Annotated in this window: 19 protein-coding genes; 7 read left to right on the top strand and 12 right to left on the bottom strand. The window is 73.0% G+C overall.

Annotated features, from left to right (window positions below; genetic code table 11):
• Positions 1-343 precede the first annotated feature (343 nt).
• From ACO0M4_RS14250 to ACO0M4_RS14260, 3 genes are all read right to left on the bottom strand, one after another.
• A complete protein-coding gene (locus ACO0M4_RS14250; protein WP_430370430.1) occupies positions 344-1,801 on the bottom strand; it encodes an SPFH domain-containing protein in 1,458 nt (485 codons plus the stop codon).
• 141 nt (positions 1,802-1,942) lie between these two features.
• A complete protein-coding gene (locus tag ACO0M4_RS14255) occupies positions 1,943-2,449 on the bottom strand; it encodes a hypothetical protein (protein ID WP_430370432.1) in 507 nt (168 codons plus the stop codon).
• 839 nt (positions 2,450-3,288) lie between these two features.
• Complete coding sequence (locus ACO0M4_RS14260) at positions 3,289-3,510, bottom strand: PASTA domain-containing protein (RefSeq protein ID WP_430370434.1); 222 nt, start codon at positions 3,508-3,510, stop codon at positions 3,289-3,291.
• Positions 3,511-3,999: 489 nt separating this feature from the next.
• Here ACO0M4_RS14260 and efeU point away from each other — a divergent pair, with 489 nt between their 5' ends.
• Both efeU and efeB read left to right on the top strand, forming a co-directional pair.
• Positions 4,000-6,207, top strand: a complete 2,208-nt coding sequence (gene efeU, locus ACO0M4_RS14265; RefSeq protein WP_430370435.1) for an iron uptake transporter permease EfeU — start codon at positions 4,000-4,002, stop codon at positions 6,205-6,207.
• A gap of 140 nt (positions 6,208-6,347) precedes the next feature.
• A complete protein-coding gene (efeB, locus tag ACO0M4_RS14270; RefSeq protein WP_430370436.1) occupies positions 6,348-7,622 on the top strand; it encodes an iron uptake transporter deferrochelatase/peroxidase subunit in 1,275 nt (424 codons plus the stop codon).
• 31 nt (positions 7,623-7,653) lie between these two features.
• On the opposite strand, the gene ACO0M4_RS14275 is transcribed toward efeB, so the two are convergent.
• Both ACO0M4_RS14275 and ACO0M4_RS14280 read right to left on the bottom strand, forming a co-directional pair.
• On the bottom strand, positions 7,654-8,934 hold the full coding sequence (locus tag ACO0M4_RS14275) for an acyl-CoA dehydrogenase (protein ID WP_430370438.1): 1,281 nt from the start codon (positions 8,932-8,934) through the stop codon (positions 7,654-7,656).
• A 296-nt stretch (positions 8,935-9,230) separates the two neighbouring features.
• Positions 9,231-9,959 carry a PE-PPE domain-containing protein gene (locus ACO0M4_RS14280; RefSeq protein WP_430370439.1) on the bottom strand — a complete coding sequence of 243 codons (729 nt, stop codon included), beginning with the start codon at positions 9,957-9,959 and terminating at the stop codon, positions 9,231-9,233.
• 309 nt (positions 9,960-10,268) lie between these two features.
• On the opposite strand from ACO0M4_RS14280, the gene ACO0M4_RS14285 reads away from it, so the two are divergent.
• A complete protein-coding gene (locus ACO0M4_RS14285; protein WP_430370440.1) occupies positions 10,269-10,898 on the top strand; it encodes a class I SAM-dependent methyltransferase in 630 nt (209 codons plus the stop codon).
• Between the two features lie 141 nt (positions 10,899-11,039).
• Here the strand turns inward: ACO0M4_RS14285 and ACO0M4_RS14290 are convergent, their stop codons facing one another.
• Positions 11,040-11,498: an RrF2 family transcriptional regulator gene (locus ACO0M4_RS14290; RefSeq protein WP_430370441.1), complete on the bottom strand. Its 459-nt coding sequence runs from the start codon at positions 11,496-11,498 to the stop codon at positions 11,040-11,042.
• Positions 11,499-11,648: 150 nt separating this feature from the next.
• Between ACO0M4_RS14290 and ACO0M4_RS14295 the strand changes: the two genes are divergently transcribed.
• Positions 11,649-11,759 (top strand): putative leader peptide, encoded by a 111-nt coding sequence (locus ACO0M4_RS14295; RefSeq protein ID WP_430370442.1) that lies wholly within the window; start codon positions 11,649-11,651, stop codon positions 11,757-11,759.
• 167 nt (positions 11,760-11,926) lie between these two features.
• Entirely contained in the window at positions 11,927-12,805 is an 879-nt protein-coding gene (locus tag ACO0M4_RS14300; protein WP_430370443.1) for a glutathione S-transferase C-terminal domain-containing protein, read from the top strand.
• 9 nt (positions 12,806-12,814) lie between these two features.
• Here the strand turns inward: ACO0M4_RS14300 and ACO0M4_RS14305 are convergent, their stop codons facing one another.
• Entirely contained in the window at positions 12,815-14,092 is a 1,278-nt protein-coding gene (locus tag ACO0M4_RS14305; RefSeq protein WP_430371379.1) for a cytochrome P450, read from the bottom strand.
• Positions 14,093-14,163: 71 nt separating this feature from the next.
• A complete protein-coding gene (locus ACO0M4_RS14310; protein WP_430370444.1) occupies positions 14,164-15,018 on the bottom strand; it encodes an alpha/beta fold hydrolase in 855 nt (284 codons plus the stop codon).
• A gap of 202 nt (positions 15,019-15,220) precedes the next feature.
• Between ACO0M4_RS14310 and ACO0M4_RS14315 the strand changes: the two genes are divergently transcribed.
• Positions 15,221-17,149 (top strand): hypothetical protein, encoded by a 1,929-nt coding sequence (locus ACO0M4_RS14315; RefSeq protein WP_430370445.1) that lies wholly within the window; start codon positions 15,221-15,223, stop codon positions 17,147-17,149.
• 42 nt (positions 17,150-17,191) lie between these two features.
• On the opposite strand, the gene ACO0M4_RS14320 is transcribed toward ACO0M4_RS14315, so the two are convergent.
• Positions 17,192-17,920, bottom strand: a complete 729-nt coding sequence (locus ACO0M4_RS14320; RefSeq protein WP_430370447.1) for a response regulator transcription factor — start codon at positions 17,918-17,920, stop codon at positions 17,192-17,194.
• On the bottom strand, positions 17,917-19,194 hold the full coding sequence (locus tag ACO0M4_RS14325) for a histidine kinase (protein WP_430370448.1): 1,278 nt from the start codon (positions 19,192-19,194) through the stop codon (positions 17,917-17,919). Before ACO0M4_RS14325 ends, ACO0M4_RS14320 begins: the two co-directional genes overlap by 4 nt.
• 204 nt (positions 19,195-19,398) lie before the next feature.
• On the opposite strand from ACO0M4_RS14325, the gene ACO0M4_RS14330 reads away from it, so the two are divergent.
• Positions 19,399-20,949, top strand: coding sequence for a nitrilase-related carbon-nitrogen hydrolase (locus tag ACO0M4_RS14330; RefSeq protein WP_430370450.1), 1,551 nt, complete (start codon positions 19,399-19,401; stop codon positions 20,947-20,949).
• Positions 20,950-20,964: 15 nt separating this feature from the next.
• Here the strand turns inward: ACO0M4_RS14330 and grpE are convergent, their stop codons facing one another.
• Both grpE and dnaK read right to left on the bottom strand, forming a co-directional pair.
• Positions 20,965-21,645: a nucleotide exchange factor GrpE gene (gene grpE / locus ACO0M4_RS14335; RefSeq protein ID WP_430370451.1), complete on the bottom strand. Its 681-nt coding sequence runs from the start codon at positions 21,643-21,645 to the stop codon at positions 20,965-20,967.
• Entirely contained in the window at positions 21,642-23,513 is a 1,872-nt protein-coding gene (gene dnaK / locus ACO0M4_RS14340; RefSeq protein WP_430370452.1) for a molecular chaperone DnaK, read from the bottom strand. Before dnaK ends, grpE begins: the two co-directional genes overlap by 4 nt.
• Between the last annotated feature and the right edge of the window lie 233 nt (positions 23,514-23,746).

Consider the following 23,746-nt stretch of genomic DNA (forward strand, 5'->3'; position numbering starts at 1 on the left):
TCACCACTTATACAAATCTATCAGTGATCTTTTCGAAATCTCCACGCAAAGCCCGAACATGGAATCAATCCAGACGAGGCCCGGCGGCCCCACCCCCGCTTCCTCGCGTACTGGACAGGGACGATCGCGTGCCGGTGGGCCGGGTGCCGGGTGCCGGTGGGCCGTATCTGCGGGGCTTGTTACTGAGGCTCCTTGGGACGGGGGCATTGCACGAAGAGGCTGCCGGACCGGGAATGGTTCCGGTCCGGCAGCCCTTGCACGCGGGTGCGGGTTCGCTCGACAGTCGCACTGCGCCTCGCTGGCGGAGAGCGTCAGAAGAGTGGCAACTGCCCGTGCGGTGGCGTTAGTCGGTGACTTCGATCTTGCCGTTGGGGGAGGCAGTTGCGGAGGCGGGGCTCGCGCCGACGGGGGCGTCGGACGCGCCGTGGCCGCCGGTTCCTCCGGCTACGCGCTTCAACATGCCTGCCAGGTCGACCCCCGACACCGAGCCGAGGAGTTCCATCCCCTGGGCCACGTTGTTCGCGACCGTCCGGGAGAGCTGGCCCGCGCCGTCCGTGGAGATCACGGTCAACTTGTCCACGGCGCCCAGGGGTTCGGATGCCTTGGCGACGACCTGCGGGAGGACCTCGACCAGCATCTGGAGGACGGCCGCGTCGCCGTAGCGGGCGAAGGCGTCGGCCTTCTTGTGCATCGCGTCGGCCTCGGCGGTTCCCTTCGAGGCGAGCGCCGCCGCCTCCGACTCGCCCTCCAGCCGCACCGCTTCGGCGAGCGCGGCGCGGCGCAGCTTCTCGCCCTCACCCGTCAGCCGGGCCCGTTCCGCGGCCGCCTCGGCCTCCTTGACCTGCGCGATCCGGCGGGCCTCGGCCTCTTGCTCGGCCTGGTAGCGGGCGGCGTCGGCGGGCTTGCGGACCTTGGTGTCCAGTTCCCGGTCGGTGAGCGCCGCCTGCCGCTCGGCGACCTTCTCCTGCTCGGACAGCACTTCCTGCTGGCGCGCGGCCTCGGCCAGCGGGCCGGCCGCGTTCGCCTTGGCGGCCGCGGCCTCGGTCTCGACCCGGATCTCGGCCTGCCTGAGGTAGAGCGTCCGCTCCGCGACCGCGATCTCCTCGGCGGCCTTCAGGCGCGCCTGTTCCGACACCCGCTGGGCGTTCGCCTCGGCGATGTCCGCCTCCTGGCGGGCCCGGGCGGCCTCCGGGCGGCCCAGGTCCTCCAAGTAGGAGCCCTCGGTGGTGATGTCCTGGATCTGGAACGCGTCGAGGATCAGGCCCTGCCCGGACAGGCTGGCCTCCGCCTCCTCGGCGACCTGCCCGGCGAACGCGGCCCGGTCGCGGATGATGTCCTCGACCGACATCCGGCCGACGATCGCCCGCAGCGCACCCGACAGCACCTCCTGGGTGAACCCGACGATGCCGTCCTGCTGCTGGAGGAAGCGCTGGGCCGCGGCCCGGATGGCGTCCTCGCCGCCGCCGACCTTGACGATCGCGACGCCGTCGAGGTTGGCCTTCACCCCGCGCAGCGTGACCGCGCCGCGCACGGCCACCGGCAGGTGCCGGCTGGAGAGGTCCAGCGAGAAGCGTTGCTGGACGAACGGGACGACGAAGACGCCGCCTCCGACGACGACCTTCTGGCCGCTGTTATCGACACTGATCCGGCCGGTCTCCGGGTCGGTGGACTTCTGGCCGCGTCGGCCGGTGATGATGAACGCTTCATTCGGCCCGGCGACCTTGTAGCGCGTGATCACCACCAGGGCGAGCAACACGACGAGGACGACGGCGCCCATGACGGCGACGATGACTGAACTCATAACAAATCCCCCCTGCCTTCCTGGGGGTAGGCAGATCAAGGTGATGGTTTGCGGTCCCGGTCCGGCGGCGGATCCACCGGACCGGGGGAGCGGGGGCGGGGCCGGGCCCGCATCGGCGGTCGGGTCGGGCCCCGCCCCCGCTCAGCGTTCGACGGGACGGACCGCCACCGACGTGGACGAGAGTGATGCCTCGACCCAGATCTCGGCGCCGCGGGCCACTGGAGCGGCGCTCCGGGCCGCCAGCTTCACGGGATGCCCGGCGAGGCGCAGTAGCACCTCGCCGTATCCGTCGGCGGGGATCGCGGTCACTACCGACCCGGCGGTACCCACCAGGTCTTCCCGGCGTGGCGCGGAGTCGGTCCGGTCGCGCATCAGCGCCCGGCTGAACTTCCAGGTGGCGCCCCCGGCCGCGGCCCCCGCCGCCAGCCCGACGCCGATGGCGGGCCCGGCGCCGAGTCCGGTGCTGCCCCACACGATCGCGCCGGCGAACCCGAACATCGACAGGAAGCCGGCGATGACCGGCAGGGACAGCAGCCCGTCTAGCCCGTCCAGCACGCCGCCGAACAGTCCTTCCAGCACCCCGTCGAAGATCAGCGAGAGTGCGAGCACGGCGATCCCGCCGATGCCGAGACCAAGAAACCAGGCCATGTGCAGCCCTCCCGTACTCGCTCATTCCGCTCGAACGGGGATGATCGTCACACGCGGTGAGGGAGTCGCACATTGCCGTATCCCGGCAATCTTTACGCGCTGTTGATGTGCAGCACTCTGCGCGGAGCCGCCCCGACGGGTTTTTCCGCCCGCTCCCGGCGTACCTCTTGACTCTGGATAAAACGGGAGGAAACTGGTGTTTATCCAGACAACCGGAGAGCCGCACCGTCGACAAAGACGTTTGTTGACAGGAGACCCTTGACGTGGCTCTGGTCAGGCCCCCGGAAGCCCCGCGAACCGGAGCCTCAGCGACGACTGAGGTAGATGGTGGCGATGTGGACTCCCGGGGACTGTGTTGTCCGGGGAGGCGCGGGGGGTGGGCGGCCACTTCGCCGCCCGTGACGTACTGATCGCCGAATTGATCGCCACCCTGGACCGTCGCCTGCCGGCATCGGGCCTGGCCCTGTACCCCTGCACCCCTGTGCCTCGGCGCGCAGGGGTGTCTGCGTACGCCCCGGCGGGGTTCCGGCTCGTCTACGGGGATCTGGTCCACGGATCTACGGCCGCCGCGCATCACCCGCTCCGGGAGTCGACCTCCGGGGCGCACCGTTCGGCGCACCGCTCCCGGGCTGCACGCGGTGCCCGCCGACTCCATGGCCCCTGAGGGGCCGAACTCCACGACATCGTCAGGCCGTTGGTCGGGTCCTCCATGGCCCCGACCGGGCTCCAGGTGGCCGCCGGTGATCCGCAGCGAGCGCCGCGTCGGCGTCCCGCTCGGGGACCGTACGTCCCGCGACCTCCAGGGCGTACGGCTGCATCGGGTGCCCGCCGGCCTCGCGTTAGCGTCCGGCGCCGCAGGACTCGCGGGCCTTGACCACGGTGAGGGTGATCGGCCGGTGCGAGAACGGGGTGCCGGCCTTGGGGTACTGGTCGCAGACCTTCCAGCTGCCGGGCCACAGGACGTGGCGGCCGGCGCCCCGACCGTCCTTGAGGTGGACGGTGTTGTCGTAGTTGAGCGCCTGGTAGGCGGCGACGAGTCCCTTGCCGCTGACGTCGGGCATGGTGCCGCCGTCGGCGTGTGCCGGACCGGCCGCGGCGAGGGCGGTCAGGGTGAGGGCTGCGGCGACGAGGGGTGCGACGGATGCCAGGGGGCCACGGAGAGGGGAGCCGGGGCGTCGAGCGGCGTCGGCTCGCCTGTGTGCATCGCGCGTATCGCCTGTTGCGTTCGCGCTGCGAACAATGTCTGTGATGCCCGCTGAGATGCGGGTGCCTGCTCTGTCTGTGATGCGTGCTGTGTGTGTGATGTGCGTGTTGTCCATGTCTGGAGAACGCGTGGTGGGGGTGGGGGTCACGACGGATCGTCAGGTGGCCGGGTGGGGTGAGGTGGGGGGTGTTGGTGGGGTCGGGTGGGGCCTGAGCTAGGGTCGTTATCCGTCCGTGACTAAGTGACTACAGCGATGTAGACATCTTCAGACCGTCTGACTAAGGTATGCCTTCGCTAACTGAGGTAAGGCATACCGGTGCGGTTGCGCGGGCCGGAGAGGACAACTATGTGGGACGACGCGTTTCCGAGCTTCTTGATCGGCTTGAGGGAAGGTCTAGAAGCCGGACTCATCGTTTCGATCCTCGTGGCCACACTCGTCCGGGCCGGGGCCAAGTCCCGTCTCCCGCAGGTGTGGACCGGTGTACTGGCCGCGATCGCGCTCTCCTTGAGCTTCGGCGCGGTGCTCACGTTCACCGCCGCTTCGCTCTCGGCCACCGCGCAGGAAGCTTTCGGCGGGACCCTGAGCGTCATCGCGGTCGCGTTCGTCACCGCGATGGTGTTCTGGATGCGCCGTTCCGCGCGCAACCTCTCCGGTGAGATCAAGGAGAAGGTCACCGGGGCGCTCGCCATGGGCGCGGGCATGCTGATCGTCACCTCCTTCCTGGCCGTGGGCCGCGAGGGGTTGGAGACCGCGCTGTTCCTGTGGACCACGGCGCGGGCGGCGGGCGAATCCGCCGGGCCGATGATCGGCGCCGGGATCGGCCTGGTCATCGCGGCGGGGCTCTGTTGGGGCCTGTACCGCCGGGTGCTCAAGATCAACCTCACCAAGTTCTTCACCGCGACCGGCGCCGTGCTCATCGTCATCGCCGCCGGCGTCCTGGGATACGGCCTGCGGGACCTCCAGGAGGGCGGGGTCCTGCCCGGCAAGGCCGCGTTCGCGTTCGACCTCAGCCAGAGCATTGACCCGAGCGCCTGGTACACCACCCTGGTGCAGGGCGTCTTCAACCTGATGCCGGCCATGACGTGGCTGCAGATCATTGCGTACGTGGCGTACCTCGCCATCGTGATGACGCTGTTCGTCCGCGGATTGCGGTCCGCCGCGAAGCCGGCTCCTGCGCCGCGGCCGGCGGCGGACAAGCCGGTCGAGGAGAAGGCGGCGGAGGAGAAGCCGGCGGCGGAGCCGGTGGACGAGAAGGCCGTCGCCGAGCAGGGCGGTGCCGCGGAGGTCGGTTCGGAGAAGGACGGTTCGGCGGGCGACGGCGCCCCCGAGTCGGAGTCCGAGGCGGAGCCGGCGGCCCAGCCGGAGCCGGCGGCGGCGCCGGCCGGTGCGGGCCGGAAGCGGCCCGCCTGGCTGCTGCCGGTCGCCGTGGTGGCCGTGCCCGCCGTCGTCGCGGGCGGGATCGTCGCCTTCGGCAAGTCCAAGCCGGCCGGGGCACCGACGATCGCGGTGTCCGAGAAGGAATGCGGCAAGGGCTTCACCGCGCCCAAGCCCGGGCGGCAGACCTTCCAGATGCAGAACACCGGAGACAAGACCTCCGAGGTGTACCTCATCGACCCCTCGACCAACGCGGTCTACGGCGAGATCGAGGGCCTGGCCCCCGGCACCACCCGGGACCTGGTCGCCACCATCGCCGGCGGTTCGTACGCCTGGCGCTGTGTGCCCACCGGCGGCAAGGCGGTCACCTCGGCCGCCGTGCGGGTCAGCGGCGGAGGCGGCGCCAAGGCCGTCGTGCCGGTCGCGGAGGAGGACCTCGCCGGGCCGCTGCGCGCCTACAGGCAGTACGTCGACCAGGGCCTGGCCACGCTGACCGACCAGACCCAGAAGCTCAGCGACGACCTCGCCGGCGGCGACCTGGACGGCGCGCGGACGGACTGGCTCACCGCGCACCGCACGTACTCCTCGCTCGGCGCCGCCTACGGCACGTTCGAGGACTTCGACAAGAAGATCAACGGGCGGGCCGACGGGCTCCCGGGCGGCGTGCACGACAAGGACTTCAGCGGCTTCCACCGGATCGAGTACGGGCTCTGGCACGGCGCGTCCGCGGAGGAGCTGACCGGCCCGGCGCAGCAGCTGCACGGCGACGTGATGGGACTGCGGAAGGCGTTCCCCACCCAGGACTTCGACCCCGGTGACCTGCCGCTGCGGACCCACGAGATCCTGGAGAACACCCTCCAGTTCGAGCTGACCGGCGACACCGACCAGGGCAGCGGCACCAACCTCGCCACCGCCGACGCCAACCTCGCCGGCACCCGGGAACTCCTCGACGTCCTGCGCCCGCTGATCGCCAAGCGCGAGCCGCAGCTGCTGGCGTCCATCGAGAGCGACATCGCGCGGATGCAGAAGCTCCTCGACGACGCGCACCACGGCGGCACGTGGACGCCGGTCGAGAAGCTCGACGCCACCGCCCGGCAGCGGCTGAACGGGATCACCGGGCAGCTGCTGGAGCACCTGGCGCCGGTGCCGGACCTCCTGGAGATCCGGAAGTCCGCCTGACCCGCCCGAGGGCCGGGACGCCCGGACGTCCGCGCACAGCGCCGGACACACCGGGCGCCCCGCCCGACGGTCCCCGCACCATCCGCCCCACCCACAGACACACCGCACCACCCCACGCACGCTCCGAAGGGAACCACGAGATGTCCGCCGAAACGCCCGGCACCCAGGGTCGCTGTCCCGCCGACCGGCGCTCGTTCGTGAAGACCGCGCTGGGCGCCGGCGCGGCCGGTGCGGTGCTGGCCGGCGGCGGCTTCGCGCTGAGCCAGAGCAACGCCGGTACGGCGCAGGCCGCCGACACCGCCGACGCCGGGAAGGTGTCGTTCCACGGCGCCCATCAGGCGGGCATCCTCACCCCGCAGCCGGCCGCCGCCGCGTTCGTCTCGCTCAACGTCATCGCGGACAACCGCAAGGAACTCACCGACCTGCTGCGGACGATCACCGAACGCGCCCGCTTCCTGACCGCCGGCGGCGCCCCGCAGGACCTCGGCGTCGGGGCCCCGCCGTCCGACAACGGGATCCTCGGGCCGGTGGTCCCGGCCGACGCGCTGACCGTGACGGTCGGCGTCGGCGCCTCGCTCTTCGACGACCGGTACGGCCTGGCCAAGGCCAAGCCGCGCAAGCTCGTCCCGATGCGGACCTTCCCCAACGACAACCTCCAGGCCGCCGAGTGCCACGGCGACCTCTCGCTGCAGATCTGCGCGGAGCGCCAGGACACCGTGCTGCACGCGCTGCGCGACATCGCCCGGCACACCCGCGGCGGGATGCAGATCAAGTGGCGCATCGACGGTTTCCAGAACGCGCCCCGGCCCAGCGGCACCCAGCGCAACCTGCTCGGCTTCAAGGACGGGATAGCCAACCCCGACGTGAAGTCCGGGCGCGAGATGGAGCGCCTGGTGTGGGTCGGTGACGGCCACGGCGAGCCCGCCTGGACCACCGACGGCAGCTACCAGGTCATCCGGATCATCCGGATGCTGGTGGAGTTCTGGGACCGGGTCTCGCTGGCCGAGCAGGAGAAGATGTTCGGCCGCCGCAAGGACACCGGTGCCCCGCTGGACGGCGCCGGCGAGTTCGACGTGCCCGCGTACCACAAGGACCCGCACGGCACCGCGATCCCGCTCGACGCGCACATCCGGCTCGCCAACCCGCGGACCGCGAAGACCGACGACTCCCGCATCCTGCGCCGCGGCTACAACTACGACCGGGGCGTCGACAACGTCGGCAACCTGGACATGGGGCTGGCCTTCTGCTCCTACCAGCAGGACGTCCGCCGCCAGTTCGAGGCCACCCAGGAGCGGCTGATCGACGAGCCGCTGGTGGACTACATCTCGCCGACCGGCGGCGGCTACTTCTTCGCACTGCCCGGCGTGCGGGACGCCTCGGACTGGCTCGGCCGGAGCATGCTGGCCGCCGTCTGAGGCCCCACCGCCCGACGTCCGCCGCTGACCCTCAGATCCGCAGGGTCAGCGGCGGATGCGTGCCGTTGAGGTAGTGGTCGCCGATGGCCCGGAGGCTGTGCGCGGCCGAGCGCTGGGCGGTCAGGACGCGGGCGTTCCGCCAGAACCGGTCGAAGCCCGGATCGCCGGCGGTGGCGTCGGTGGTGGCCGTCAGCTCCAGGATGCGGGTGGTGATCTGTAGGGCGGACTGGCCGGTGACCGCCTCGGCCGCGGCGACCAGCACCGCGATGTCGGCGCGCTCGTTGACGCCCAGCTCCTGCCCCATCAACAGGCCCCTGGCCAACGCCTCGGTGGCCGGCTCCACGACGGCCGCGGCGGTGTGCGCGGCGGCGACCAGTTCGCCGTACGCCAGCAGCAGGTAGGGGTCGCCGCCCGGCTGCTCCGCGTACGGGGTCGGGAGGGCGTCCGCGGCCTGCCAGGTGCGCGGGGCGGCGCGGCTGAGGTCGCGGGCCTCGGCGAGCGCCCCTTCGGCGATGCCCAACGCGACGTGGACGAGGGCCAGCCGCAGGGCCAGCGGCGCCAGGGTGGCGTACGGGGTGATGTGTTGCTCGTCGTGGGAGGTGGTGCCGAGGATCTGTTCGGCCGGCACCGGTACGGCGTCGAAGGTGATGCTGCCGGCGTCGGTGAGGCGTTGGCCCAGGCGGTCGTGGGCCGGGTCGGCGGTGAGGCCGGGGTGGGCCGGGTCGACCAGCGCGAGCAGCCAGTCGCCGGACTCGGCACAGGTGGCGCCGATGACCAGGCGGTCGGCCACGGTGACGCCGGCGGCGAACGACCGGCGGCCGTGCAGGAGGTAGCCGGACCCGTGCGGGGTGAGGGTGAGGTCGGGGGTGGTGTCCTGGGTGGGCGGTTCGGCATCGGTCGCCGGGTTGCCGGCGTCGCCGGCCAGCAGCCACTGCTCGTCCGCCGCCCGGCGTTCGAGCGCGTCGGCCTGGTGCGAGGTGCCGAAGAACCGGGCGCTCCAGGTCAGCGCGTAGTGGCGGGCGAGGAGTTCGCCGATGGAGCTGTCGGCGGCGGCGATCTCGCGGATGACCGCACAGGCGGTGCGCCAGTCGCTGCCGCCGCGGAGCGGGCCGGGTGGGGTGAGCAGGGCCGGCAGGCCGGCCTCGCGCAGTCGTGACAGCTCGTCGAAGGGCGGCTTCCCGGCCCGGTCGCGGATCAGGGCGTCGACGGCGAGGTCGTCGGCGAGTTCCCGGGTGACGCGCGGCCAGATCTCCTCCTCCGCCGGGGGGCTGGCCTGCGGGGCGGTGGGGGGTGTTGCGGACCTCTTCGGCATGGCGCCGTTCACCGTCCTCGTCGGCTGGAACCGGAGGCGGTGGCCGCCCCCAGCCGGGCTTACCCGGGCTTCGCTTTCCTAGTTTTCCCACTGGATTGGTAGGGAATACAGGAATGATGCTGGCGAACTTTCGCTCCGGGCAAGGGGTGTTCAAGGGGTGGACGGATCAGGGTCGTATTCCGGACGCCCGGACGCCCGGACGCGCAGAAGCGCAGACGCCCGGACGGTCCGCTGTGGGCCGTCCGGGCGTCCGGGGGTTCAGCCGGGGCCGGGGTGCGCCGCCGGGTGCGGCCGGCTCACGGCAGCCACTGAATGCCGTTGCGTCCGTTGTCCTTGAGGGTCTGCGGGATGTAGTTCGCCGGGTACGTCGGGTGCAGGGTGAAGTAGCCGCCGACCGACTCCAGTGACGTCGCGTCGCACACACCGTCGGTGTGGATGCAGAAGCGCCGGACCGGGATGCCGCCGAAGTTGTCGGGCCCGGCGCCGGGGGAGGTGAACCCCAGTGCGCCCACGCCCTTGGGGATCCGGGCGGCGAATCCCGTGCCCGGCTGCATCGGATCGGCGTAGAGCATGCCGTTCACCTGCGAGTTGGGGATGTCGGGGCGGTTCACGAGCGTCTGGAGCACCTGGTCGGCGATCTGGGCGCCCTGCGAGTAGCCGGTGATGGTCAGGAGGGCGTCCGGGTGGTCGCGGTGGACCTCGTCCACCTTCTCCATCGCCCTCTGGTAGCCCTCGTTGGCGCTGGCGTCGTAGTTCGGCGCGGTGAGGCCGCCGATGAACGGGCCCGCGGTGGCCGGATAGCACACCGGCACCGGCACGCCGTCGAGTTGTGCGTTCGCGGCCTGGTAGTCCCTGGTGCAGCCCTGGTCCGCGGGCAGCGCGTTACCGGTACCGCCGATCTCGATGTAGTAGTGCTCAGGAGCGTCCGCGTGCGCGGCGGGTGCCATGACGGTGCCGAGTGCCATGGCCGCCGCCGATGCGCAGACGGCCGCGGCGCGGCTGACGATCCTCTTCGGCTTCCCCATCTCTCAATCCCCCTTCAGTCGAGGACGGGTCGGGTGCGACCGGCCGCCCGACGCCGAGGGGAGCCGGACCTGCATCGCGCGTCCAACTCACCCTGAATTCAAGGGAGTTGGGCGCGCAAAGCGACTGTGTCGATCGCTCCGTCAGTATGGCGTCCGGGCAGCCGCCGCAGGGTCCGTTCCGAAAGAAAGCCGACCCCTTACGACCTGCCCGTCCCGTGATCATGCGACGGGACGGGCAGGTCCTAAGGGGTCGGGGCGGCACGGGGCCGGCGAAGCTGCGAATGTGCGCGGATGCTAGCTTCCTTTCCCGTGATGGAGCACCAGGACGAGACCAGGGCGGCCTACGACGGGGTCGTCGAGCTGTATGCGTCGCTGTTCGCCAATCGGTTGGAGACGCAGCCGTTCGCGCGGAACATGATCGGCACCTTCGCCGAGCTGGTCCGTGGGACCGGGAACCCGCGGGCGGCGGACGTCGGGTGCGGGCCGGGACATCTGACGGCCATGCTGCACGACCTGGGGCTGGACGCCTTCGGGCTCGACCTCTCCCCGGCGATGGTCGACCACGCCCGGCGGGCCCATCCGGCGCTGCGGTTCGACGAGGCGCGGATCGAGGCCCTGCCGGTCGAGGACGGTGCGCTCGGCGGCGTGCTGGCCCACTACTCGCTGATCCATACCCCGCCCGGGGAACTGCCTGCGCTCCTCGCCGAGCTGGTGCGTGTCCTGGCACCGGGGGGCCTGCTCCTGGTCTCGTTCTTCGGGACCGAGGAGGCGGAGCCGGTCCGCTTCGACCACAAGGTGACGCCCGCCTACAGCTGGCCGGTGGACCGGTTCGCCGAGCTGCTGGCCGGGGCCGGGCTCGTCACGTTCGCCCGGCTGCTCCATGACCCGGCCTCCGAGCGGGGCTTCCTCGACGCCCACTTGCTGGCCCGCCTCCAGTAGCGTGCCCGTGGTCTTCGGGCGGGCTGGTGCAGATCGCCCTTGTGGATACAGATCGCCTGGAACGCCATGATCCGACCGATCGGGAGTGGGTACTGCTGGCGCCACTGCTGCCACGGGACAATCCCCAGGGCCCCGGGCCTGTTACGGGTTCGTCCAGGAAGCCGGGTCGCGGGTCAGGGCCGATACGCGGCTGGGGAGGTCGGCCGACGCCACGTCGGCCAGTGAGACGCCGTCGAGGATCTGGCGGACGTTGGCCCGCAGCGCGACCCACAGCGGGAGCAGCGACTCGGCGGGACCGGTGTACGACAACTCCGGCGGCCGCACGCCCCGTACGGACACCAGCGGTCCGTCCACGACGCGGATCACATCGGCGATGCTGATGTCCTTCGGGGCCTTGGCGAGGCGGTAACCGCCGTTGCCGCCGCGCTGACTGAGGACCAGGCCGCCGCGCCGCATGTCGTTCAGGATGCCTTCGAGGAACTTGCGCGGGATGTCCTGGGCGTCGGCGATGGCCTCCGCCTTGAGCGGGCCCCCGTCCCGGGCGTGCGCGAGTTGCAGTGCGGCGCGCACCGCGTAGTCCGCTCTCGCTGAAATCCGCATGCCGGCATTATCCCCGAGCGGGTCGGGCGGCCGTACGGGGCACGCGCCGAGCGCCGCACCACCGGAATCACACCGGCGCACCACCCTTGACGCAGCCCGGTGCCGCCTCGACACTCAAGGGCGGGAACCCTAGTGAACAGGTGGGAAACCATGGGGCGCACAGAGCGGGACGGCGAGCGCGCGGGACGCGCGGACCGGCCGCTTCCCCTCCTCACCTCCCGCCGCCACATCGATCTGCTGCGCGTCTGCAGCTCGGCGTAGTCCCCCACGAGGCGCCGGCGGGCCGGTTCCCCCGACGCCGCGCCACTCTCCCGGGCCCCGGCCCCTGCCCGGCGCCAGCGTGCGGACGCCCGTCCACGCCCGCCCGCGAACGCCGCCAGGTGCCCGCCCGTACGTCCACGCACCGGACCTCGCACCCAGGGACTCGTATGACCACCACCTCCGCCGCATCCGCCGCCGCGCCGGCCTTCCGGGGCCGCATCGGCTCCGACGTCCGCAGCGGTCACTACCCCGTCCCGCACCGCTACCGCCTCTACCTCTCCCCGTCGTGTCCGCACTGTCTGGGCATCGCCATCACCCACAGCCTGCTCGACCTCGGCGCCACCCTCCCGGTGACGCTGCTCCCCGCCGTCCCCGACACCCCGGACTGCGGCTACGCCGCGCTGCGCCCCCTGTACGAGGCCAGCGCGCACCAGTACCGCGGGCCGGCCACGGTCCCGGTGCTCAGCGACGACTGGACCGGACGGATCGTCAGCACCCATGCCCCCGACATCCTCCGCGACCTGGCCGAGCGGTTCGGTACCGGCGCTCCCGCCCTGTACCCGGCCCCCATCCGGGACGCCATCGACGCGCTCGCGCACCGCTGCGAGCAGGACATCAACCAGGCCGCCCAGCACGCCGGCCGCCTCGGCAGCGACCACCCCGACTACGAGACCGCCCTGGGCACCCTGCTCGGCACGCTCGCCTCACTGGAGCGGAGACTGGCCGACCGCCCCTACCTGTTGGGCACCGAACTCACCGCCGCCGACGTGCAGTTGTGGGTGACCCTGGTCCAACTCGACACCGTTCACCGCTGGCACCTCGACGCCGCGGCCGTGCAGCGCATCGCCGGCCACCGCGGCCTGTGGTCCTACGCCCGCCGACTGGCCGCCCTGCCCGCCTTCGGCCGGCACCTCGACCTGGACGCCATCGCCCGCCGCCACCACGCCCGTTGCCGCGGCCAGGAGGCAGCCGGGGCGGCCGTCCAGATCGTGGACTGGACGACGGCACACACCCCCGGCCGGCACGTCACCCCGGCCCCGCGCTGACCGCCCGTCTCACGTCGCCACCCGCAGGGGCAGCGACTTCAGCCCGTTGATGAAGTTCGACACCAGCCGCTGTGGCGGTCCGGCGACCGCCACAGCGGGGAGCACCGCGCAGGTCTCCTCGTAGAGCACCCGCAGCTGCAACCGCGCCAGGTGCGCACCCAGGCAGACGTGCGGACCGTCCCCGAAGGAGACGTGCGGATTCGGGGTGCGGGCGAGGTCCAGCCGGCCGGGCTCGGCGAAGACCCGCTCGTCGTAGTTGGCCGAGCCGTGGAAGACCACGACCTTGTCACCGGCGCGGATCCGGCGGCCGGCCAGCTCCGTGTCCGCCGCCGCGGTCCGGCGGAAGCTGAGCACCGGCGGATGCCAACGCAGCAGTTCCTCCACGGCCCTACCCGCCGGCACCGCGCCGGTGCGCAGCGCGGCGTAGGCGTCCGGGTGCCGGGCGAGTGCCAGCAGCCCGCCGGGCGCTGCGCTGCGCACGGTGTCGTTGCCCGCGATGGTCAGCAGGAAGAAGAACATCTCCAGCTCGGGCACGGTCAGTTCGCGGTCCGCGGCGAGCACCGTCAGCACGTCGTCGCCCGGGTGCCGCCGCTTGTGCGCGGCCAGCTCGCGGGCGAACGCGAACATGTCCTGGAGCAGCGCCGGGGAGCGGGGGTCGGCGGGTCGGCCGTCCGCCCCGGTCACCGCCGGGCCGGCTTCGTCGGGGTCCTGGTAGCCGATGACCCGCCGGGTCCAGTCCAGCATCAGGCCGCGTTCACCGGGCGGCACGCCCAGCAGGTCGGCGAGGTTGAGCAGCGCGTAGTCGTCGGTCACGGCGCCGACGAGGTCACACACCCCATCGGCGGTTCGCGCGGCGCCCACCGCCGCGGCCAGCAGGGCGCGCGCCCGGTCCCGTACGGCGGTCTCGAAGCGGTCCACCCGGCGTGGGGTGAAGGCCCGGCTGACCAGGCGCCGCAGCCGGCCGTGGTCCGGGGGGTCCTGATTGAGCATCATCCGGCGGATGAACGGCAGATCGGCGGGGTCGGGATCGCGGATCTGGGTGGCGCCCAGATGGGAGGAGAAGGTCCGCGCGTCCTTCAACACCCGTAGGACGTCCCGGTGCCGGGTCACCGCCCAGAAGCCAGGGCCGGCCGGCCAGCCGAGCACCTCGGGCTCGTCCTGCCAGGCCACCGGATGGTGGTCGCGCAGCAGGCGGTAGGCGCCGTGCGGCAGTCCCTCGGCGTAGCGGCGCGGATCGAAGACGTCGGGGACGTCCGGCGCGCGGACCGCCTCCGGACCGCGCCGCAGCTCCGCCGCCCCGCCCGTGTGGTCGGCCCCGCCGGTGCGGTCGGTGCTGCCCCTGCGGTCGGTGCCGCCGGTCACCCGGCCGCCGATGCGCCGCCGGCGGAGTCGGCACCGCCGGTGGCCGTCCCGCCGTACGGGGAATCACCGGTCGCCGCACCGTCCGCGTCCGCGCGCAGGAAGTCCTCCACCGCCCGGATTAGCTCCAGCGGCGTCTCGTCCATGGCGTAGTGCCCGGCCGACGCCAGCTCCACCAGCTCGCTCGTGGCGTACCAGCGCAGCCAGGTCTGCCGGGCCAGTTCGGCGGACAGCGCGGGATCCAGCGCCCCGGTCACCGCCAGCGCCGGCACCGCGGACCCCTCGACCTCCTCGGCGAACCCCTCCCCGGCCCAGGAGTCCAGCCAGGCCCGGAACGCCGTGGCATCGCTGCACGCCAGCGACCGTGCGACCATCCGGTCCAGCCACGCGGCGGGGCGCCGCCCACCGGAGGTGAGGTCGATGATGGCCCGCCGGTTCCCCGGGATGTGCGCCGCGGCGGAGAACAACTCCCACTGCGGCGGCGGCAACGGCAGCCCGGACGCGGGGACCGGGGAGATTCCGACCAGCCTGCGGAGCCGGTGCGGCGCGGCGGCCAGCACCCGCTGGGCGACGCTCCCGCCCATCGAATGACCGATCACCGAGAACCGCTCCCAGCCCAGCCGGTCGGCCAGCGCCAGCACGTCGGCCGCCCCCTCGGCCGTGGTGTACGCCCCTGGCTCGTCCTTCGCCGCGCCGTAGCCGCGGAGGTCGACCAGGGCGTAATGGAACGTCTCCCGGTCGAGGTCCGGCACGATCGGGTCGAAGGCCGACCGGTCGGCGAACCACCCGTGCACCGCGATGACTTTGTGCGGACCCCCGCCGTGCAGGGTGTGCGGGAGGATGAAGGAAGCCACGCGCTCTCCACCTGTGTTCCGGGCCGGATACCGCCGGCCTGCGGACGGACGACTCCGACCAGCCTGGCCGCCACCGCACCGCCCCGCAAGGGCGCCGCGCCCGACGCCGCCCGGGTTCGGCCGGCATGATGCCCCGTCACCGGAACCGCGCCGGGCGAAACCCGATCGTGGTGGTCCGGGGCGGCGATTAGGCTGTGCGCCCATGGAAGGTGCAGGTGAGAGGCGCGCCGCGTTCGACTGGCAGAGCGTGGTGCATCGGGACTTCGACGTCGATCTGGACGAGCCGGGCGGCCGGAGCGGTGCGGCTCTCGACGCCCTGCTGGACGACCTGGGGGTGCCCGAGGGTGCGGGCTGGGCGCTCGTCGGCGCGTGGGCGGAGCGGCTGTCCCGGGCGCTGGCGGCCGGGGTGCCGGCGCTGCTCCGGAGGCTGTCCCACCCGGACGCCGCGGTGCGACGGGTGGTGCCGGTGGTGCTCGCCTACGCGGACGTTCCCGCCGACGAGATCGTCCCCGGGATCCACGAGCACAGCCGGCACGCTCCCGATCCCGCGGTCCGGCTCGGGCTGCTGGTGGTGCTCGGCCGGTACGCGGATCAGCCCGCCGTGCGCGCGCAGCTGCACCGGTGCCTGCGGGGCGAACCGGCCGATGCGCTGGGCGCCGCGCTCGGCCTGCTGCTGCGCCCGGTGACGGGGGCCGGGGGCGGGGCATCCTCAGGGGACGGGAGTGGAGCCGTCGGGGACGAGGTCGTCGAGGCGCTGGCACTGTGCGGTGGCGAAGCCGGCGCGGTGCTCGGGGAGTTGGCCTGGTGTGATCCGGAGTGGGCCGGCTCGGTGCCGTACGGCTCGGTGGACACCGTGGACTCCTGGCTCGCGCCGGCGCCCGCGGTGCGCTCGCGATGGCTGACCTTGATGCTGGCGGCCCTGCGGGACGGCCGGCTGGACGCCACCGCGGCGCGCGTCCTGGTCGTGGCCGCGGACCGGCTGTGCGCCGCGGACCCCGAGCGGTACGCGTGCCACGCGGCGGCCGTCGGCGCGCTGCTGGACCACCCCGACCCGACGGTACGGCGGGCTGCGGTGGCGACCAACTACCTGGCCGTGTACGGCGGTTACCTGGACGCGTTGGCGGTGGCCGCGAGCGGTCCCGCGGCCGGGCGGGACCCCGCGGTGGCCGAGGCGGCGCTGGCCCGGCTCGCCCGGCGCGGCGACCCCAGGGGTGTGCCGGGGATCCGGGAGCGGGTGGCGGCGGGCACCGCACGGTCCGAACTGCTGTGTACGGCAGGAGAGTTGGCGGGGGAGCTGTGGCCGGCGGTCCGGGACCGGTTGGGGAAGGACCTCCCGGCCGCCGAGGTCTGCGCGCTGCTGACCGGGACGGAGCAGTGGCGCGCGGGCGGCCCGGCGGTGCCGGAGGTCGTGGCCGTGCTGGAGCGGCTGAGTCGCCGCATCGACGCCACGGTCTCTGGTGGGTCCGACGGAGGCCCCGCGGACGAGGGGCGGCCCGGGTTCGTCGAACTGGAGGCAGCGGCGGCGGCCTGTGCGTTCCTGCGCCGGTGGGGGCTGGGTGATGCGCGGGCGCTGGCGGCGCTGCGGCGGGTGGCCGTGGGCGCCGACCTGGAGACCGGGCTCGCCGCCATCCGCGCCCTGATGGGACGGGACACCTCGGCGGACGGGACGGCGCCCGAGATGGTGTCCGAAGTCGTCCCGCTGTTGCTGAACGTGTTGGCCCGCCGGCACCGGCCCGGCCGCGTCGCCGGCCGGCGCGGCTGGCGGTTCGACGACAACGCCTGTGGCTGGCTGGGCGAGTTGGGCTCACGGGCCGGGGCCGCGGTGCCCGCGCTGCGCGGGATGCGCGACGACCGGACGGAGCCGGGCGCACTGCGGGTGGCCGCCGCGTACGCGCTGTGGCGGATCACCGGGGACGCGGACGGCGCGCTGCCCGTACTCCGGCACTACGCGGCCCCGGTCCCCGCCCCGGATGCCGAACGGGCCGCGGCGGACGGCGAGGGCGGCGAGCACGGTGCGGACGCCGCGCTGCTGTCGACGGCCCAGGATGCGCTGCGGCGCATCGAGCGTGCGGTGTCGGCAGCCCGGTCGGACGGCGGAGTCGGCAGTGGCCGGTGCGGGTCGGGGGAGTGAGCGGTGGGTGCGCCCGGGGGGCCGGGCGCTCGCCGGCGGCGGTCACGGACGGCCGTCCCTGTCGTCGCGGGGCGCGTCCGGGCCGGACCGGAGGAGGCCCGCCTCATGGGCCAGGAGTGCGGCCTGCACGCGGTTGTCGAGGCCGAGCCGGGTCAGGATGCGGTTGAGCCGGCTCTTCACGGTGGCCTGGGACAGCCCCAGGTCCTCGCCGATCTGGAGGTTGGACCGGCCCCGGGCGACCAGGACGAGCACCTCCAGTTCCCGGGCGGTGAGGGTGTCGATGAGCCGGTCGGCGCCGTCACGCGAGGGCGGTGCGCCCGGCAGCAGCCCGGCGGGCAACGCCGTGAAGGCGTTGATCAGCCGGTGGGTGACGCTCGGGGCGAGCATCGCCTCCCCTTCGGCCACCGCCCGGATGGCGTGGGCGAGTTGGTCCGGTGGGCTGTTCTTGAGCAGGAATCCGCCGGCCCCGGCGCGCAGCGCCGCATGGACGTACTCGTCCAGGTCGAAGGTGGTCAGGACCAGGACGCGGGGCGGCGGGCCGGGGTGCGGCCAGTCGGCGTGCAGTCGGCGAGTGGCCTCGACGCCGTTCGTGCCGGGCATCCGGACGTCCATCACCACCACGTCCGGGCGCAGTTCGGCGGCGAGCGCGACCGCCTCCGCGCCGTCGGCGGCGGTACCGACGACCTCGAAGTCCGGGCGGCGGCCGATCACCGCGCACAGCGCGTCCCGGACCATCTCCTGATCGTCGGCGAGCAGCACCCGGATCGTCATACCGGGGCCTCCAGGGGAAGGGTGGCGGACAGTTGCCAGCCGCCGTGCGGATGCGGCCCGGTGCGTACCGCGCCGCCGAACGCGGCGACGCGTTCGCGGACCCCGAGCAGCCCCCGGCCGGAGCCGGGCGGGGGGCGGTGTCCGGCGGCGGGCGGCCCGTTCTCGACGGCGACGCTCAGCGTCGGCCCGTCGAGGTGCAGCGCGACCCGCACGTCCGTGGGGCCGGCGTGCTTGAGGGCGTTGGTGAGCGCTTCCTGGACGATGCGGTAGGCCGAGACCTGGAGCGCGGGCGGCAGGTCGCCGAGGGTCTCGTCGAGCGCCGTGGTGATCCGGCAGCCGGCCGCCCCGGCTGCCGCGAAGAGCCGGTCGAGGTGGCGGAGGGACGGCTCCGGCGGCAGGCCGCTGTCGCCGTCCCGTTCCGGGCCGGCCGCCAGTAGGCCGAGGATGCGACGCATCTCGATGAGTGCGGTGTCGGCGGTCTCCGCGATCCGCACCACGCCCCGCCGCCCGTCCGGCGGAGCGTCCGGGAGCACCTCCTCGGTGGCGCGCGCCTGGACGGCGATCGCGCTCACATGGTGGGCGACCACGTCGTGGAGGTCGCGGGCGATCCGGGCCCGCTCGGCGACGACCACCTGGCGGGCGTTGATCTCCTGCTCGGCGCGCAGCCGTTCGTTGGCGTCCCGCAGCCGGGCATTGGCGTCCTGCAACTGCCCGTTGGCGTCGGCGAGCCGCAGATTGAGGTCGCGGAGCCGGTCCGCCTGGTGCACGATCCGCCGCCGCCCGTACCCCACGAGCCAGGCGGCGCCGTAGAAGACGACGAAGGTGGTGGCGGTGATCGGCTCCACCGAACCGGGCTGCGGCGGCCCGGTCCGTCCGGTGAGCAGATCCGTCGTCACCGCCGTGAGCAGCGACAGCACCGTCCAAGGCAGACCGGCCCGCACCGGCGTGTGCCGGGCCACCGCGTACACCGCGAAGACCAGCAGATAAGGTCCCGGGATCTTGCCCGGCACCGGATCGACCACTTCGAAGGCGACGAACGCCGCGGTCATCGCGCACAGTACGGTCCGCGGCCAGCGGCGGCGCCAGACCAGCGGCACCGTCTGGAGCCCCCACAGCAGCACGCCGAGAGGTCCCGGCGCCGGCTCCCGGGACAGCAGCGTCAGCACGTCGAACGCGGTCAGGCCGCCGCCGAGCGCGAGATCGGTCAGCCACGGCCGCCGGTCGACGAGCCGGCGCCGGGCGCCGCCCAGAGCGGCCGTGGGATGTGTGTCCATAACTGACCGCAAGGCTAACCAGCCGCACCGGCCGCGGCGATCGTGCCCAAGGAGGGAACGGGCCCGCCGCCGACGCAACCACGGTTGCGCGCGGCCGCCGGGGATCGGCACCCAGGACGACGCCCCGGCCGCCCCCGCCTTCCTAGCGTCGAGACCTGACCGGAGCGCGCCACTCGCGCCACCTCGAAGGGACCGACGAACCACGTGAACACGACGAGTACCGCCGGGCGGCCGGACCGCACCGGCCCCCGCCCACCGGCGGCCCGCGCCCGCTGGGCACTGCTGGCACTGGGCACCGCGGCCCATCTCCTCGCCGACGGCGGACGCTGGGACATCGCCGCCGCGGCCTGGATCTTCCCCGTCCTCCTGCTGCGCTTCGCCCGCACCGGCCGGGCGTGGTCCGGCGCCCTGTGGCTGTGGGCGGCCAACTTCGCGGCGGCGGCCTTCTGGCTCGCCGAGTCGGCGCTCGGCTTCACCCCGGTCACCCTGGCCGGGACGGCCGCGCTCGCCGCCCTGCTGACCCTGCCGTACCTCCTGGACCGGCTGCTCGTCGGCCGGCTGCGACCGTGGGCGGCGCTGCTGGTGTTCCCCGCGGCGGTGGCCGGGGCGGAGTTCCTGATCACCCTGCTCTCCCCGTTCGGCACCGCCTACGGCTCGCAGGCGACCACCCAGTTCGGCGCCCTGCCGCTGCTGCAACTCGTCTCGGTCACCGGCTCCTACGGGATCGGCTTCCTCCTCGCCTGGTGCGCCACGGTCGTCAACCTCCTCTGGGAGACCGCCTCGTGGCGCGCCGCCCGGCGCGCCGTGGCCACCTGCGCGGCGGTGCTGCTGACCGTCGTCCTCGCCGGCGGGGCGCGGCTCGCCTTCTTCCCGCCGGACGGGCCGACGGTGCGGGTCGCCGCGGTCACCGCGGACGCGGCCCTGATCCGCGCCCAGAAGGCGGCGTACGCCCGGGCCACCGGCGGACGCGCTGACCTCGTTGCCCACCCTCCGCCGGGCCTCCGGCCGGCCCAGCGCGCCGTCCGGGACAGCCTGCTGGCCGCCACCCGGCGGGAGGCCGCGGCCGGCGCGAAGATCGTGGTCTGGCCCGAGCAGGGGGTGCGGGTACTGCCCGTCGACGAGCCCGCGGCCCTCGCGGCGGCCCAGGAGGAGGCCCGCCGCTCCCGGATCTACCTGGAGATCGGCATCGGCGTCCACACCGCCGACGCACCGGCCTACGGCCGCAACGAGACGCTGCTCATCGACCCCCGCGGCACCGTGCACTGGACCTACCAGAAGGCCCACCCCATCCCCGGCTCGGAGACCTTCACCCCCGGCGACGGCCGGGTCCCGGTCGCCGCCACCCCGTACGGCCGGCTGGCCAACGTCATCTGCTACGACGCCGACTTCCCCGGCATGATGCGGGTCCCCGCCGACATCATGCTGGTCCCCTCGCACGACTGGCGGGAGTACGGGCGCACGCACACCCGCAAGGCGGCCCTCCGGGCGATCGAGGCCGGCTACGCGCTGGTCCGCCCGGACGGCGAGGGGGTCACGGCCGCCTTCGACAACCAGGGGCGCGTCCTGGCCACCACGGACTACTTCACCACCGACCGGCAGGTCACCGTCGCGTACGTACCGGTGCGCGGTACCACCACGGTCTACGACCGGATCGGCGACACCTTCGCCTGGCTGTGCCTGGCGACCGTCGGGGCGCTGCTCGTGGCCGGCGCGGCAGCCGGGCGCCGACCGCCCGCCGCGCCGGTTGAGCCGTGACAACTGGCGCTGTTGCTAAGTGAGTTGGGTGTTATGGGGGTCCGGTGGCGCACCGGTCACGGCCACTTGGGCGGGGCGCAGCAGCCGGTCGCCCACCCGGAAGCCCTGGCGGACGACCTCGGTGCAGACCGCGCGTTCGCCCGGTGCGCTCCGGGCGGTCGGCTCCGGCGGGGTGTAGGCCACCGCTTCGTGGACGGTCGGGTCGAACGGCTCGCCCGCCGTGCCGAAGGACGTCAGGCCCAAGGACGCCAACTCCGTCTCCAGGAGGTCGGCGACGCGCCGGAAGCCGTCGGTCACCTCGCCCTGCCCGGCGGCCTCGGCGATCGCGTCGAGCACCGGCAGCAGCCGTTCCAGCACGTTGGCCACGGCGATCTGGCCGACCGCCAGCCGGTCGCGGTGCACCCGGCGCCGGTAGTTGTCGAACTCGGCCTTGAGCCGTTGCAGGTCGGCCGTGCGCTCCCGCAGCACGGCCGCCAGCCGTTCGCTGTCGGGCGCCCCGGTGCCCCGCTGGGCGGAGCCGGGTGGTGCGGTGCCGCGCCGGGCGGGGTGCGTCGCCGCACGGGAGGCGAGGCGGTCCGGCCGCACCGGGTCGGGTTCCGGCCGGGGTGGTGGGGCCGGGCCCCGCTCCGGCCCGGGGCGCCCGACGAGTGCGAGCGGCGGGCGGGGGAGGCGACCGACATCGGTCGGACGGTTCATCGTCCGCCTCCTTCCCGCTTGTCGTCGTCCACGATCTCCGCGTCGACCACGTCGTCCTCGGCCGGAGCCTGCTGGCCGTGCGCACCGGCGCCGTCCGCACCGGCCGCGCCCTGGGCGGCCTGGGCGTCGGCGTACATGGCCTGGCCCAGCTTCTGGGAGACCGCCGCGGCTCGCTCGGAAGCGGCCCGGATCTCGGCGGTGTCCTCGCCCTTGAGCTTCTCCTTCAACTCGCCGACGGCGGTCTCGACCTCGGCCTTGACGTCGGCGGGCACCTTGTCCTCGTTGTCCTTGAGGAACTTCTCGGTCTGGTAGACGAGCTGTTCGCCCTGGTTGCGGGTCTCGGCGGCCTCCCGCTTGCGGCGGTCGTCCTCGGCGTACTGCTCGGCGTCGCGGACCATCTGGTCGATGTCGTCCTTCGGCAGCGAGGAGCCGCCGGTGACGGTCATCTTCTGTTCCTTGCCCGTGCCCAGGTCCTTGGCGGTGACGTGCATGATGCCGTTGGCGTCGATGTCGAAGGAGACCTCAATCTGCGGGACGCCGCGCGGGGCCGGCGGCAGACCGGTCAGTTGGAACATCCCGAGCTTCTTGTTGTACGCCGCGATCTCCCGTTCGCCTTGGAAGACCTGGATCTGCACGGACGGCTGGTTGTCCTCGGCCGTGGTGAAGATCTCCGAGCGCTTGGTCGGGATCGTGGTGTTGCGCTCGATCAGCTTGGTCATGATGCCGCCCTTGGTCTCAATACCGAGGGACAGCGGGGTGACGTCCAGCAGGAGGACGTCCTTGACCTCGCCCTTGAGGACACCGGCCTGGAGGCTGGCCCCGATGGCGACGACCTCGTCCGGGTTGACGCCCTTGTGCGGGTCCTTGCCTGTCAGCTCTTTGACCAGTTCGGTCACGGCGGGCATCCGGGTCGAACCGCCGACCAGGATCACGTGGTCGATGTCGGCGACCTTGATCCCCGCGTCGTCGATCGCGTTGTGGAACGGCGCCTTGCAGCGGTCGAGCAGGTCCGCGGTCAGCTGCTCGAACTGGGCGCGGGTGAGCTTCTCGTCCAGGTGCAGCGGGCCCTCGGGCGAGGCGCTCAGGTACGGCAGGTTGATCGTGGTCTCGGTGGCCGCCGACAGTTCGATCTTGGCCTTCTCCGCGGCCTCGCGCAGCCGCTGGGTGGCCATCTTGTCCTGCGACAGGTCGATCCCGTACGCGTTCTTGAACTGCTTGGTCAGGTGGTCGACGATCCGCTGGTCCCAGTCGTCGCCGCCCAGGTGCGTGTCGCCGTTGGTGGCCTTCACCTCGACGACGCCGTCGCCGATCTCCAGCAGCGACACGTCGAAGGTGCCGCCACCGAGGTCGAAGACCAGGATGGTCTGGTCGTTCTCCTTGTCCAGGCCGTAGGCCAGGGCGGCGGCGGTCGGCTCGTTGACGATCCGCAGGACCTTCAGCCCGGCGATCTCCCCGGCTTCCTTGGTCGCGGTGCGCTGCGCGTCGTTGAAGTACGCCGGGACGGTGACGACCGCGTCGGTGACCTCCTCGCCCAGGTAGTTCTCGGTGTCCCGTTTGAGCTTCTGCAGCACCCGTGCGGAGATCTCCTGTGCGGTGTAGCTCTTGCCGTCGATGTCACCGCTCTCCGGGAAGCGCCACTGCGCGTCCCCCATGTGGCGCTTGACCGAGCGACACGTGCGCTCGATGTTGGTCACGGCCTGGCGCTTGGCGATCTCGCCGACCAGGACGTCCCCGCCCTTGGCGAAGGCGACCACCGAGGGAGTGGTCCGGGCGCCCTCGGCATTGGCGATGACCGTCGGCTCGCCGCCCTCCAGCACACTGACCACCGAATTCGTCGTCCCGAGGTCGATACCGACTGCTCGTGCCATGGTCTTCTCCTCGTCTTGCGGCCCGATCCGGGGCGACGGCGTGGCCGAGGGTCGGTGCCCGTCGGGCCAGCGCCCGACCGCATCCCTCGCAACGCCTCTCACCTGCTGATACGGCGACCAAGCCGGCTACATCATCTGCATAGAACGTGCCCCGACGCCTGTCAAGATGCACCTTTTATTGCGAATATTCCCCATGGTGGGTGGGGCTGCGGTCGGGCCCGCGAAAATCCGCT

This window comes from Streptomyces sp. RGM 3693 (genome assembly GCF_050471125.1).
GTDB lineage: Bacteria > Actinomycetota > Actinomycetes > Streptomycetales > Streptomycetaceae > Streptomyces.

Excerpts from the sequence above, each read along its gene's own strand:
- ACO0M4_RS14290 (WP_430370441.1), bottom strand. The coding sequence starts at position 11,498 with ATGCGGATTTCAGCGAGAGCGGACTACGCGGTGCGCGCCGCACTGCAA.
- ACO0M4_RS14275 (WP_430370438.1), bottom strand. The coding sequence starts at position 8,934 with ATGCCGAAGAGGTCCGCAACACCCCCCACCGCCCCGCAGGCCAGCCCC.
- dnaK (WP_430370452.1), bottom strand. The coding sequence starts at position 23,513 with ATGGCACGAGCAGTCGGTATCGACCTCGGGACGACGAATTCGGTGGTC.
- ACO0M4_RS14325 (WP_430370448.1), bottom strand. The coding sequence starts at position 19,194 with ATGGACACACATCCCACGGCCGCTCTGGGCGGCGCCCGGCGCCGGCTC.
- ACO0M4_RS14250 (WP_430370430.1), bottom strand. The coding sequence starts at position 1,801 with ATGAGTTCAGTCATCGTCGCCGTCATGGGCGCCGTCGTCCTCGTCGTG.
- ACO0M4_RS14255 (WP_430370432.1), bottom strand. The coding sequence starts at position 2,449 with ATGGCCTGGTTTCTTGGTCTCGGCATCGGCGGGATCGCCGTGCTCGCA.
- efeB (WP_430370436.1), top strand. The coding sequence starts at position 6,348 with ATGTCCGCCGAAACGCCCGGCACCCAGGGTCGCTGTCCCGCCGACCGG.
- ACO0M4_RS14315 (WP_430370445.1), top strand. The coding sequence starts at position 15,221 with ATGGAAGGTGCAGGTGAGAGGCGCGCCGCGTTCGACTGGCAGAGCGTG.
- grpE (WP_430370451.1), bottom strand. The coding sequence starts at position 21,645 with ATGAACCGTCCGACCGATGTCGGTCGCCTCCCCCGCCCGCCGCTCGCA.
- ACO0M4_RS14260 (WP_430370434.1), bottom strand. The coding sequence starts at position 3,510 with ATGCCCGACGTCAGCGGCAAGGGACTCGTCGCCGCCTACCAGGCGCTC.
- ACO0M4_RS14300 (WP_430370443.1), top strand. The coding sequence starts at position 11,927 with ATGACCACCACCTCCGCCGCATCCGCCGCCGCGCCGGCCTTCCGGGGC.
- ACO0M4_RS14320 (WP_430370447.1), bottom strand. The coding sequence starts at position 17,920 with ATGACGATCCGGGTGCTGCTCGCCGACGATCAGGAGATGGTCCGGGAC.
- efeU (WP_430370435.1), top strand. The coding sequence starts at position 4,000 with ATGTGGGACGACGCGTTTCCGAGCTTCTTGATCGGCTTGAGGGAAGGT.
- ACO0M4_RS14295 (WP_430370442.1), top strand. The coding sequence starts at position 11,649 with ATGGGGCGCACAGAGCGGGACGGCGAGCGCGCGGGACGCGCGGACCGG.
- ACO0M4_RS14280 (WP_430370439.1), bottom strand. The coding sequence starts at position 9,959 with ATGGGGAAGCCGAAGAGGATCGTCAGCCGCGCCGCGGCCGTCTGCGCA.